General features: G+C 37.3%; 12 protein-coding genes and 2 pseudogenes. 1 reads left to right on the forward strand and 13 read right to left on the reverse strand.

Annotated features, from left to right (window positions below):
• Positions 1-72: 72 nt before the first annotated feature.
• The 5 genes and pseudogenes from G8O30_RS07355 to mce all read right to left on the reverse strand — a co-directional run bounded on the left by G8O30_RS07355 (position 73) and on the right by mce (position 5203).
• A complete protein-coding gene (locus G8O30_RS07355) occupies positions 73-1329 on the reverse strand; it encodes a DNA polymerase IV (RefSeq protein ID WP_239674325.1) in 1257 nt (418 codons plus the stop codon).
• A 15-nt stretch (positions 1330-1344) separates the two neighbouring features.
• Positions 1345-1827 (reverse strand): chemotaxis protein CheW, encoded by a 483-nt coding sequence (locus G8O30_RS07360; RefSeq protein ID WP_239674326.1) that lies wholly within the window; start codon positions 1825-1827, stop codon positions 1345-1347.
• A gap of 247 nt (positions 1828-2074) precedes the next feature.
• A complete protein-coding gene (locus tag G8O30_RS07365) occupies positions 2075-3193 on the reverse strand; it encodes a M20/M25/M40 family metallo-hydrolase (protein WP_239674327.1) in 1119 nt (372 codons plus the stop codon).
• 72 nt (positions 3194-3265) lie between these two features.
• Positions 3266-4803: pseudogene (locus G8O30_RS07370) on the reverse strand (acyl-CoA carboxylase subunit beta).
• A gap of 1 nt (position 4804) precedes the next feature.
• On the reverse strand, positions 4805-5203 hold the full coding sequence (mce, locus tag G8O30_RS07375; RefSeq protein WP_239674328.1) for a methylmalonyl-CoA epimerase: 399 nt from the start codon (positions 5201-5203) through the stop codon (positions 4805-4807).
• 180 nt (positions 5204-5383) lie between these two features.
• On the opposite strand from mce, the gene prli42 reads away from it, so the two are divergent.
• Complete coding sequence (gene prli42 / locus G8O30_RS07380; protein WP_239674329.1) at positions 5384-5479, forward strand: stressosome-associated protein Prli42; 96 nt, start codon at positions 5384-5386, stop codon at positions 5477-5479.
• 52 nt (positions 5480-5531) lie between these two features.
• On the opposite strand, the gene csaA is transcribed toward prli42, so the two are convergent.
• The 8 genes and pseudogenes from csaA to G8O30_RS07420 all read right to left on the reverse strand — a co-directional run bounded on the left by csaA (position 5532) and on the right by G8O30_RS07420 (position 12050).
• Entirely contained in the window at positions 5532-5861 is a 330-nt protein-coding gene (gene csaA / locus G8O30_RS07385) for a chaperone CsaA (RefSeq protein ID WP_239674330.1), read from the reverse strand.
• 132 nt (positions 5862-5993) lie between these two features.
• Positions 5994-7390, reverse strand: a pseudogene (locus G8O30_RS07390) (aldehyde dehydrogenase).
• 87 nt (positions 7391-7477) lie between these two features.
• A complete protein-coding gene (locus G8O30_RS07395; RefSeq protein WP_239674331.1) occupies positions 7478-7987 on the reverse strand; it encodes a L,D-transpeptidase in 510 nt (169 codons plus the stop codon).
• Positions 7988-8007: 20 nt separating this feature from the next.
• A complete protein-coding gene (locus G8O30_RS07400; protein WP_239674332.1) occupies positions 8008-8988 on the reverse strand; it encodes an aromatic acid exporter family protein in 981 nt (326 codons plus the stop codon).
• Positions 8989-9037: 49 nt separating this feature from the next.
• Entirely contained in the window at positions 9038-9760 is a 723-nt protein-coding gene (locus tag G8O30_RS07405) for an amino acid ABC transporter ATP-binding protein (protein ID WP_239674333.1), read from the reverse strand.
• Entirely contained in the window at positions 9753-10412 is a 660-nt protein-coding gene (locus G8O30_RS07410; protein WP_239674334.1) for an amino acid ABC transporter permease, read from the reverse strand. The genes G8O30_RS07405 and G8O30_RS07410 overlap by 8 nt, the downstream gene beginning before the upstream one ends.
• Positions 10413-10587: 175 nt before the next feature.
• Positions 10588-11370 (reverse strand): transporter substrate-binding domain-containing protein, encoded by a 783-nt coding sequence (locus G8O30_RS07415; RefSeq protein ID WP_239674335.1) that lies wholly within the window; start codon positions 11368-11370, stop codon positions 10588-10590.
• A gap of 242 nt (positions 11371-11612) precedes the next feature.
• Positions 11613-12050 carry a BrxA/BrxB family bacilliredoxin gene (locus tag G8O30_RS07420; RefSeq protein ID WP_239674336.1) on the reverse strand — a complete coding sequence of 146 codons (438 nt, stop codon included), beginning with the start codon at positions 12048-12050 and terminating at the stop codon, positions 11613-11615.
• Positions 12051-12079: the final 29 nt, after the last annotated feature.

The following is a 12079-nucleotide window of genomic DNA, read 5'->3' on the forward strand; positions in this document are numbered from 1 at the left end:
ACTAGTTAGAGTAACAAATTTTCATAGAATAAAGCAAGGAAAAGAGCTTATACATAGCAGTATATCAATGATTTATTCTTTTTTACGTTCTTGTAAAAAATCCTTTGTGAAACTTGTATCCTCTTTAAAAGTAGGCATTTTATTTTGTGAAACACCTCTAACAATACTATGTTTCCCAAATTTCTCTTGAATTTTCGTCAATGTAGAAAGAATTGGTTCATCCTTTGCATCTATCTCATAGGAAAACAAATCTAGTTGTTTATGAGCATCTTCTTTTGCTACTACTTCTTGAGCTATTACCCCCAATAGCCGAACAGGGTCTTGCTTCCAATTAGATAAAAAAAGTTGCCTAGCTATTGCAAAGATTTCTTTCCCTACATCTGTAGGATTCGTCAGTTGTTTTGATCTCGTCATCATTTTCCAATTACTGTTCTTGATTTGAATAGTAATACTCTTTGCTACAACCTGCTTACCTTTCAGACGCAGGGCAACTTTGTCTGATAATCTAGCCAGAACATCTAGTAATACCCCTTCTTCCTGTGTGTCTTCTGGAAGGGTAGAAGAATTTCCGACTGTTTTCACATCGTAGATTGCAAGCGGGTCTACTTCTCTTTCATCCATTCCATTCGCACGTTCATGTAACTTCTGTCCATTTATCCCTAAGAGTTCTTTCACAATCCCAATGGAAGACATTGCTAAATCTCCAATCGTATGGATGCCTATCTCATTTAATTTTTCAGCTGTTTTGTTCCCTATGCCATGCATTTCTACCACTTTTTTTGGCCATAGGACAGATTGGACATCTCTCTTCCGTAAGATTGTGATTCCTAAAGGTTTTTTAAAATCCGATGCTGTTTTTGCTAAAAACTTGTTAGGTGCAATTCCTATGCTACATGGTAATCCTAGCTCTTTTAACAACCGCTTTTGAATTAACTCAGCAATTTCAAGAGGTGTCCCCTGCTCATAGCACTGAGTAATGTCTACATATCCTTCATCAATGGATACGGGTTCTACAAGTTCCGTAATCGATCGTAGAATCTCAAACATTTCTTTTGATGCAGCTCGATATCGATCAAAGTTTGGGGGAAGAATAATTAACCCTGGACAAAGGCGCTTTGCTTCCCAAAGAGGCATAGTAGTCTTCACACCATAAGCTCTTGCTTCATAACTACAAGTGATGATAATACCTTTTCGCTCTTCCACATTTCCAGCAACTGCAATGGGCTTACCTCTTAAAGAAGGGTCGAAAGTCGCTTCAACAGACGCATAAAAGCTATTCATATCAACGTGAAAGATTACTCTCCCTTGTTTTGGATATAATGCCTTCATGCTCTCTAACTCCCTTTATTTAACTTGTTCTTGTGTGTAGTCTTCCATATAATGAATGATTTCTTTCATTCCATTTAAATTTGCAAACCAAGATGATGTATCTAAAATCGTTACTAGTCGTTGATCTAGACGAATGACACCTTTCATATAGCTTGTTTGGTGATAACCGGTTAAACCAACTTGATTAATTTGATCTTCTTGGATAGACAAGATTTCTTTTGCACTATCTGCTAAAAGACCAATTGTCATAGCTGGGTGAGACACTAAAATCAACTGACTTTCGGTTGTTGATGCTACTATTTCTCCATATAATAAATTTCTTAAATCTAGTACTGGAATGATATCTTCTCTAATTGTACAAATGCCTACCATATAAGATGGTAGCTGTGGGATGTGAGTGGTTGTTGGTACTTTTTCGATTGATTGAACATCCGAGATTGCTATGGCATATTCTTCACTTTTTACATTTACTACTATGTATTGTTTCATTTCTGACATGATGAACCCCTCCGATAAATAGTAACAATTTCCTGTTTCTACTTTACCATATTTTTGTTGTTTATTGTCGTTTCTTACCTACATGCTATTTATCGGTTTAGGTTTATGATTTTTGAAGATTGATGAGAGTAATATAACGAATGAAATTTATTACATTTTACCTGTACTCTACTCTATGAATATCCATCTTTGAGCACTCGTAAATAAGAAAAGATGCATTCATAAAAAATGCATCTCTCTTCTTAGCTTATTTCGCTACTTCTTTAACAATCGCCACAGTTAGCTCAGCTAATTTATATAATTCTTCGATTGGCATGCGCTCATTTTTCGTATGGATTTCTTCATAACCTACCGCCAAGTTTACAGTAGGAATTCCGAAACCAGCGATTACGTTTGCATCTGATCCTCCGCCCGAAGTCAGTAGTTCAGACTCACGACCGATTGCTTTAGCAGCCGCACGAGCAACTTCCACTACTTGGTCACCTGCTCCGTATTTGAAACCTGGATACATCACTTGCACGTCTACTTCTGCTTGTCCACCCATTTCTTCTGCAGCAGATTGGAAAGCTTCTTTCATTTTCTCTACTTGTGCTTCCATCTTTTCAGGAACTAACGAACGAGCTTCTGCTAGTATATCTACTTGATCACAAACGATATTCGTTGCTTGTCCACCTTCAAAACGACCAATGTTTGCAGTAGTTTCTTCATCGATACGGCCTAATGGCATACGAGAAATCGCTTTCGAAGCAATAGTGATGGCAGAAACACCTTTTTCTGGTGCCACACCAGCGTGAGCTGTTTTGCCTAAGATGGTTGCTTTTACTTTTGCTTGCGTAGGAGCTGCAACAATAATGTTTCCAACGGCTCCATCGCTATCTAATGCATAGCCGTATTTTGCTGTTACTAACTTAGAGTCTAGTGCTTTTGCACCTACTAAACCAGACTCTTCTCCGACAGTGATAATGAACTCGATCTTGCCGTGTGGAATTTCTTGCTCTTTTAATACACGGACAAGTTCCAACATAGCAGCTAGTCCTGCTTTGTCATCTGCTCCAAGAATAGTAGTACCATCTGTTACTACGTAACCATCTTGGATACTAGGTTTCACGCCGCGTGCAGGAACTACCGTATCCATGTGAGAAGTAAAGTAGATTGTTTCTACTCCTTCCTTTGTTCCTTCTAGTGTACAAACTAGATTACCCGCTCCATGACCTGTTTCTTCTGTTGTATCGTCTTCAAAAACATTCACACCTAAATCAGTGAATTTCTTTGTAAGAACTGCAGCGATTTCTGCTTCGAATTTTGTTTCAGAGTCAATTTGAACTAACTCTAAGAATTCTTCTAATAATCTTTCTTGATTAATCATTAAGGACCCTCCAACATGTATGTATTCCAAATTAGTATACCGTTAATTGCCATCTTGAACAAACCATTACGCTTAAAGTGGAATGTTTCCGTGCTTTCTTTTGGGTCTAATTACTTCTTTGTTCTTTAACATATCTATTGCCTGGATTAGTTTTAATCTTGAATCTCGCGGATCGATGACATCGTCTACCATTCCTCTTGCAGCAGCAACATATGGATTAGCAAATTTCTCTCTATATTCTGCTAACTTTTCTTGCCTTGTTAGATTAGGGTCTTTACTATCTGCAATTTCACGTGCATAAATAATAGAAGCAGCCCCTTCTGCACCCATTACGGCTATTTCTGCATTTGGCCAGGCGAAGACTAAATCTGCCCCAATTGCTTTTGAATTCAATGCTACGTAGGCACCTCCATATGCTTTTCGTAAAATCATCGTAATTTTTGGCACCGTCGCTTCACTGTATGCAAAAAGTAATTTGGCACCATGACGTATAATTCCACCGTGCTCTTGCTTTACTCCTGGAAAGAAACCTGTCACATCTTCAAATGTAATTAATGGAATACCAAAACTATCACAGAAGCGAATGAATCTTGCCCCTTTATCGGAAGAGTCGATATCTAATCCACCTGCCATCCACTTTGGTTGGTTAGCAATAATACCAACTGGTTTGCCATCCAATTTAGCAAAACCAACAACTAGATTTCTCGCAAATTCAGGCTGAATTTCATAGAAAGAATCCTGATCAAAAATGTCCTCAATTACTAAGCGAACATCGTAAGGCTTTGATCCTTCAATTGGCACCATGTCACAAACATGAGGTCTATCATGTGATCCTTTAGAGGCATCAGAGACAGGTAATTCTTGATCAAAAGAGGAAGGTAAGTAAGATAGTAACTCTCTAACCTTCTGAAGAATCTCTTGTTCCGTTGCTGCTCGGACGTGTACATTCCCGCTCTTTGCAGCATGAACAGCTGACCCACCTAATGATTCTGCCGAAATTTTCTCCCCGGTTACCTGTTCAATTACTTTAGGTCCGGTAATAAACATCTGACTTGTTTTATCTACCATAAAAACGAAATCCGTGATTGCAGGGGAATAAACAGCTCCACCTGCACAAGGTCCCATAATGACTGAGATTTGTGGTATGACACCTGAGTAAATGGTATTACGATAAAACACATGCCCATATCCGTCTAAACTGACTACGCCCTCTTGAATCCTTGCCCCTCCTGAATCATTTAAACCGATTATTGGCGCTTTATTTTGAGCAGCCAAATCCATTACGTGTGCAATCTTTTGTGCATGTCGCTCCCCTAATGCACCTCCGTAAACGGTAAAATCTTGCGCAAATACATATATTGGTCTTCCATTTACTTTTCCAAATCCGGTTACAACACCATCGCCAGGTGCATGATCAATTTCCCCATATGAGGGACTTGCAAATGTTTGGAATTCTACAAACGTACCTTCGTCTAGCAATAGATCGATTCTCTCTCTAGCTGTCAATTTCCCTTTTTCATGCTGTTTTTTAATTTTGTCTGTCCCCCCCCTTCTTCTACTTTTCTTTTTCTTTCATGTAAATCGTGTAAATAATCTATATATGTTCTCATGTTACTCCCCCTTTGGTTGACACCATTCTAGTAAGATTCCATCTGTAGACTTTGGATGCATAAAAGCGATTTTGTTTTGATCTGCTCCAATTCGTGGTGACTCGTCTATTAGTTGAAATCCATCTTCTTTTAATTTTTTAAGTCGACTCTCAATGTCTCCCTCTGTAACTGCTAAATGGTGAATACCTTGTCCTCTTTTCTCAATAAATTTTGCAATAGGACTGTGCTCATGTAAGGGTTCTAAAAGCTCTATTTTCACATTTCCTGCATCAAGAAATGCCACCTTTACTCCTTGGGATTCTACATTCTCTATTTTAATTAATGGAAACTTCAACACGTCTTGATAAAAAGAAAGGGAATTATGGATGGAAGATACCGCAATTCCAATATGATGTATCATTCATTTTCTCCTCCTATGATTCTTTCTACTATTTGCTTTCCACAAGTCCTTCTTAAATTCCTGCAACATTCGACGATTTTTGATACCGCTTTCAAAATGAGTTATTCTATTTCTAGTTGATATTTTTTGCGTCTCCTACTACACTACTAAGTATATGACTGCGATCGGGGGTTTTGACCTATGAGAAATAAAGGGATTCAAAGAGTAGTTGTTTTTGTTATGTTGTTTATAATGTTAGCTTCTACGTTATTTGCTGGAGCTGCTATGTGGTTTTAATTATCCAAATAAAAAAGCTAGGACAAATGTGATGTCCTAGCTTTTTTTGTGCTCATAAAACTTTAGTGCCGTTTTCCACAAACTCATCTGGTTTCAATAGTACTACATCCCCATCTTCAGGTACGCCACCAATCACTAAAACCTCTGACTTAAACCCCGCTACACGCATTGGAGGAAAATTCACCACTGCAACTACCTGCTGTCCAATCAATGTTTTCGGATCGTAACGCTTAGTAATTTGAGCAGATGATTGCTTTTGACCCAATGGACCAAAATCGATAAATAACTTTATAGCTGGTTTTCTCGCCTCTTTAAATTCTAGTGCATCAACAACCGTTCCTATTCGAATATCAAGTTGATGAAAGTCTTGTAATTCTGCCAATTGTTTCACCTACCTTTCTATTAATATCTATACAAACTCAGTATACAAAAAATTCAGATAATAGCTAGACATCCATTCTAATAAAAAAACGAAGACAACTTCCTGTCCTCGTTTAGGATGTACTGACATGTATCACTTCATCAATTTCTTCATTACAGCTAAACCATTCTTCGCACTTGGATACCTCATGCTAAAATCAAATGCTGTAGTTTGTTTTAGAATGCTTTTAAAATGAGAAAACGTATCAAAACTCGCCTGACCATGATAGTTCCCCATTCCACTTTCTCCTACACCCCCAAATGGCAAATGAGGAGTTGCAATATGAAGAAGTGTATCATTTATACAACCACCACCAAAAGACAGCCTCTCTGTGACACTTTTTGCACGGACTCTACCTTCGAGAACACGTAAAGTGCTAAAGGCTTTGGTCTTGCTTGAATAAACTTTATTACTTCTTCTAAATCGGAGTATTCTAAAATAGGTAATATCGGACCGAATATTTCTTCCTGCATTAACGGTGTTTCCATACCAGAAGGAATAACTAATGTCGGTTCAATTTTACATTTTGCTCTATTCGTGCTTCCTCCAAAAATAATTTCTCCATCCTGTAAATAAGCTGCTAAACGATCAAAGTGACGCACATTTACAATCTTTCCATATCGCTCTTCTTCAATTGGATGCTCACCATAAAATGTTTGAACTACTTTTTTGTACTCATTTATAAACTGTTCTTTTACAGAATGGTGGACAAATAAATAATCTGGTGCCACACATGTCTGCCCAGCATTTGTTAGTTTCCCAAAAGCTACGCGTTTAGCAGCTAGGGGAATATCCGCTGATCCATCTATGATACAGGGACTTTTCCCTCCTAATTCAAGTGTTAGAGGAATCAACTGCTTTGCAGCAGCCTCCATGACAATCTTCCCTACTTGCACACTACCAGTAAAAAATAAATAATCAAAAGGCTGCTTTAACAACTCTTGTGTTTCTTCTACCCCACCCTCTACTAGTGCAATAAAACTAGCAGGGAAATAGTGCTGAATTAGTTCTGCTAATAATTCAGATGTAGCAGGCGTTAACTCAGAAGGCTTTAGTATAGCCGTATTCCCAGCTGCAATAGCACCTATCAAAGGTGAGATTTGCAAATGAAAAGGATAATTCCAAGGTGCAATTATTAGTGTGACACCATATGGTTCCGGAATAACATAACCTTTAGAACCAATATGTGTTCTAGCTGTTTTCGCCTTCTTCGGTTTCATCCATTTTTCTAACTTTTTCATCGTAAAGGTGATTTCTTCTAGTAAGATTCCAACTTCAGATACATATGCTTCCGCATCAGTTTTATTTAAATCTGCTTTAAGAGCATCTAAGATTCTTGTTTCATTATCTCTAATCATGTTACTTAGTTGCGTTAATTGTTCTAATCTAAAGTCTAAAGGTCGAGTATTCCCTTCATAGAAAAACGCTTTCTGCTGATTTACAAGTGATGTAATTGACTCACGATCATGCTTTTTTATTGAAAAATCCATTATTTATCCCATCCCATCTTAGGGCTTCTTCTAGCTCTTTTATCAGAAATATTCTACATTTATTATACCACTATATGGTATTCTTCACTATTGGTAATATGTAATTATCATTTCATATATGTCAATAAATGAAAGATTCTCTTCCGTTACATATACTTTTGTTCCAACTTCAACGTAGTCATACAGTGTCTCTAATGTCTCTTTTGGTAACCTTATGCAACCATTAGAAACAGCATATCCTATAGAAGAAGGCTTATTTGTACCATGTAACCCATAAATTCTTCCGTCGGTATCTAACGCATCAAAGCCTATCCACCTAGAGCCTAGTGGATTTTTAGGGTCTCCCCCTGGAATATCTAATTTTCGATAGTACGGTTGATTTGCTTTAACTGTTACAGTAAACATTCCTACAGGGGTTTTCGTCTCTTTTTTTCCTACTGCAACCGGGCTTTTTAACAGTAATTCCCCATTCTCAAAATAAGCAAACTCTTTCGCTGTAATGTTTACAATAATGACAGGATCTCCATGCACTGGATTTGGTTCAAGAGGCCATAAAGGGGAACCAAGAACGATTAAAATACTAAAAAAAAGCGCCATCCACGCCACTCCTTTTTGTTTTAGTGTGCATGGTTGACGCTATTCTCATTCGTTTTAATCCCTTTAAAAGAACTTTTAATCTGAAGATATTGCTCCATTTCTCTTACAAGTTGAAAAAGTGCAGCTCTAACTTCAAACTCTTCTCTAGTAGAAGGTAAGTCCATTTCTTTAAACTCTTCTTGAATATCATACAGTTTTTTCAGGTATAGAAATGCTGTATTTCCAGGATGAATATGTGTACTTAAATCATCTAGAAAATCCGCAATAATTCCGCATTGGGCGGTAGTAGATGGTAACGAAGTAATTAATGGGAGTATTCTCTCAATGATCTCAAATTGCTTTTCTCTCATTTTAAAGTAATGATAATATAGATTTTCGTGTCGTAAAAAATGATTTTCTACATCAATAAAAGCTAGCGATTTTGCTTCCCGAAGAAGCTTCTCTGCTCTTACGATTTCTTTCCCATCCCAATTACTTTCACCACTTCTAAGGTAAGTAACCATCTCTTCAAATATTCGTTGAAATGATGCTTCAATCGCTTCTTGATAACGGTGCAATTTATTTTCCACACTTGGCATATACAAATTCATTAAAAGGGCAATCCCAATCCCAATAACGATAAGTCCTATCTCATTAATTATTAATCCCCACGTCACTTGCCCCGCAGAATAAATATGCAAAATAATGACGCTACTAGTTACAATTCCTTCTGAAGCTCTTAAAGAAACAACTGTAGGAATAAATACTACTAACATAAGGCCAATAATGATGGGATGGTATGCAATCCATTCAAAGAATGCGGCTGAATATAACATAGACACCATACATGCTAAAAATCTACTCCAAGATGCAATAATAGATTTCTTCTTTGTTGCTTGAATGCAGAGAATCGTTATAATTCCAGCAGATGCAAAATTGTCTAATTGAAACCACTGTGCAATCATAATCGCCACAGCAGTACCAATAGCTGTTTTAATGGTTCGATACCCTATTTTAAACATTCGATAGTAAGACCGTCCTTTTCCATAACATATTACTTAGGTTAGCGGTCTAGAGAACTTTTTGCAAGAATTCCTTTGCTCTTTCTGATTGAGGACTAGTAAAGAAATTGTCTGGATGACTATCTTCCACCACACAACCATCAACTAAAAATAACACGCGATCAGCTACTTCTTTAGCAAATCCCATTTCATGCGTTACGATGAGCATCGTCATTCCTGTTTTTGCTAAGTTTTTCATTACTTCTAATACCTCTTTTACCATTTCTGGATCAAGGGCTGAAGTCGGCTCATCAAATAGCATGACTTTTGGGTTCATAGCTAGAGCTCGAGCTATCGCTACACGTTGTTTCTGTCCACCAGATAATTTTCCGGGGTATGTGTCTGCTTTTTCTGAAAGTCCTACTTTCTTTAGCAGATCCTGCCCTAACTCTATTGCTTCCTTTTTTGACAAACCCTTTACGTTCATTGGTGCATACGTAACATTCTCCAATGCAGTAAGGTGAGGGAAAAGATGAAAATGCTGAAACACCATTCCAATATCCTTTCTAATTTCTTGCACAGGAGCCTTTGGCGCAGTGATTTCCTTATCCATTAATGTTACTTTCCCTTGCGTAGGAACTTCTAACAAATTTAAACACCTAAGTAATGTAGACTTACCAGATCCTGATGGCCCAACAATCGCCACCACTTCTCCTTCTTTAAAGTCTACAGAAATATCTTTTAAGACTTCTAACGATCCAAATGATTTTGAAAGTTGTTCTACTTTAATCATGCGCACTCAACTTCCTTTCCACTGCTTTTCCTGCAAACGTTAAAATCATAACGAGAACATAATAAATTAGACCAGCAAACAACATTGGTTCAAAGAAGGAATATAAATCACTTCCGACAATATAGGTTCTTCGCATAATGTCCGTTACACCTATTACCGTAACAATGGCAGATTCTTTTGTTAGTGTAATAAACTCATTCATTAGCGCAGGCAAGATATTTTTCATTGCTTGCGGAATAATTAAGTCTTTCATTGTTTTTTTATACGGAATACCTAATGCTGTCGCAGCCTCCATTTGCCCTTTATCCACTGCTTGAATCCCTGCACGAATGATTTCAGAAATATAAGCTGCTGAATTTAACCCGAAACTTAAGACCGCTGCGGTATATCCATCGATTTGATAGCCAATTAACTGCGGTGATCCATAAAATATTATCATTAACTGAAGAACCAATGGTGTTCCTCTAAAAATAGATGTATAAAAATCCGCTAACCACATTAATGGCTTCACTTTGCTAACTTTGAATAATGCCAAAAACACTCCAAGTATAAATCCTAGAATTGCTGCTAATGCAACGATCTGAAGGGTAACCTGAATTCCCTTTAAAATAAAAGGAATAGACGGTACTATCCGCATGAAATCTAGTTCCATTGTTTAAAACCTCCTAAGAAAAGCGGAAGGTGAGCGGTTGCGCACCTAAAGCTTGACATTATAATAATAGAGAGCGCAGGGCGTTTGCCTTACGCTCTCTTATTCTTTTGTTACGTGACCAGTAACAACTCATCGTTGAACACGTTGTGTGGGTTGAACTTAGAGGAATATCCTTTTATTTTTCGTTTGCATCCCCAAACCATTTGTTTACTAACTCGTCTAACTCTCCACTATCCTTCATCTCTTGAAGAGCTTCATTAAACTTCGCTGTTAACTCTGAATCTTTTGGAAAAGCGATTGCTGATCCAGCTTCTTCTTCATCCACTTCCATTGTATAACCTTTTAGATCTTTGTTATTTTCCATAAAGCCTTTTGCAACTGTATTCTCAATAATTGCAGCATCAAAACGGCCATTTACTACTTCTTGAACTAATTCAGGAATACGATTACGGGATTCTACTGTAAAACCATATTGTTCCGCTAGCTCTTTCGCAGAATCTTCTTGAATTGAACCTAATTGAACACCTACAGTTAATCCTGCTAAGTCTTCTTCTGAACTAATTGGTGTTCCATCTTTATATACAATCATATCTTTTGCAACATAATAAATTTCTGTAAAATCTACTGATTCTTTTCGCTCTTCTGTTGGTGTCATTCCAGCTAATACAAGATCTACTTGACCACCTTTAACCGCTTCAATCAAGCCGCTAAATTCCATATCTTTGACTTCAATTTCATAGCCTATTTTTTCTGCCAAAGCGTTAGCCAAATCAACGTCAAAACCAATAATTTCTTCTCCTTTTGCCGTATCGATGTACTCAAATGGAGGATAATCCGCTGACGTTCCCATGATTAACTTCTTCTCATCATCTCCACCGCTACCCGTTACAGAAGAAGTACCGCATCCTGCAACTAGTAAACTAGTTCCTAGTAAAATTGATAAAAGTGCTTTTTTCATAAATAATTCCCCCTCAGATAAATAATTATGCATAAAAATTAATAAATATTTAATAACTGCATTTTATCACGAATAAATTTTTATGCAATACTTTTTATAAAAATTTATTCTAGATAATCCCTACCCAAAACAAGAAACCGCTTACAATATTTATTATTCTAGTACTCTTTAAAAAATTCAATTCGTGTCGTAAAAATCCTTCAAAAAGAATAAAAAAAAACGCCTAATAGGCGCTTTTATTATCAAACTTCTTCACAAAACTCTTCAAAGTATGATTGTAATTTTTCAACTACTGACATTGGTTCGTGTCCTTCAATTTCATGACGCTCTACCATTGTTTGGATCTTGCCATCTTTTAATAATGCGAAAGATGGTGATGAAGGTGGGTATCCTTCAAAATAGCTTCTAGCAACTGCAGTCGCTTCTTTATCCTGACCAGCAAATACCGTTACTAGGTGATCTGGGCGGTGGTCGTGATGGATAGAATGTACTGCTGCTGGTCTTGCAATTCCTCCTGCACAACCACATACAGAGTTAATCATCACTAATGTTGTACCTGGACGAGCAAATGCAGTCTCTACATCTTCTTGCGTACGCAACTGCTCATAGCCGTTCATTTCTAATTCTTGACGTGCTTGTCGCACGATGTCATTCATTAATAAATCAAAATTCATTTCCATCTGCAAACTCCCCTTTACGTAGCTTGCCT

Origin of the sequence: Mangrovibacillus cuniculi (assembly GCF_015482585.1) — a bacterium.
GTDB lineage: Bacteria > Bacillota > Bacilli > Bacillales > R1DC41 > Mangrovibacillus > Mangrovibacillus cuniculi.

Bases quoted from the DNA above. Each gene is read 5' to 3' on its own strand.
- G8O30_RS07355 (WP_239674325.1), bottom strand. From the start codon at position 1,329: ATGAAGGCATTATATCCAAAACAAGGGAGAGTAATCTTTCACGTTGAT.
- G8O30_RS07360 (WP_239674326.1), bottom strand. From the start codon at position 1,827: ATGTCAGAAATGAAACAATACATAGTAGTAAATGTAAAAAGTGAAGAA.
- G8O30_RS07365 (WP_239674327.1), bottom strand. From the start codon at position 3,193: ATGATTAATCAAGAAAGATTATTAGAAGAATTCTTAGAGTTAGTTCAA.
- mce (WP_239674328.1), bottom strand. From the start codon at position 5,203: ATGATACATCATATTGGAATTGCGGTATCTTCCATCCATAATTCCCTT.
- prli42 (WP_239674329.1), top strand. From the start codon at position 5,384: ATGAGAAATAAAGGGATTCAAAGAGTAGTTGTTTTTGTTATGTTGTTT.
- G8O30_RS07395 (WP_239674331.1), bottom strand. From the start codon at position 7,987: ATGGCGCTTTTTTTTAGTATTTTAATCGTTCTTGGTTCCCCTTTATGG.
- G8O30_RS07400 (WP_239674332.1), bottom strand. From the start codon at position 8,988: ATGTTTAAAATAGGGTATCGAACCATTAAAACAGCTATTGGTACTGCT.
- G8O30_RS07405 (WP_239674333.1), bottom strand. From the start codon at position 9,760: ATGATTAAAGTAGAACAACTTTCAAAATCATTTGGATCGTTAGAAGTC.
- G8O30_RS07410 (WP_239674334.1), bottom strand. From the start codon at position 10,412: ATGGAACTAGATTTCATGCGGATAGTACCGTCTATTCCTTTTATTTTA.
- G8O30_RS07415 (WP_239674335.1), bottom strand. From the start codon at position 11,370: ATGAAAAAAGCACTTTTATCAATTTTACTAGGAACTAGTTTACTAGTT.
- G8O30_RS07420 (WP_239674336.1), bottom strand. From the start codon at position 12,050: ATGGAAATGAATTTTGATTTATTAATGAATGACATCGTGCGACAAGCA.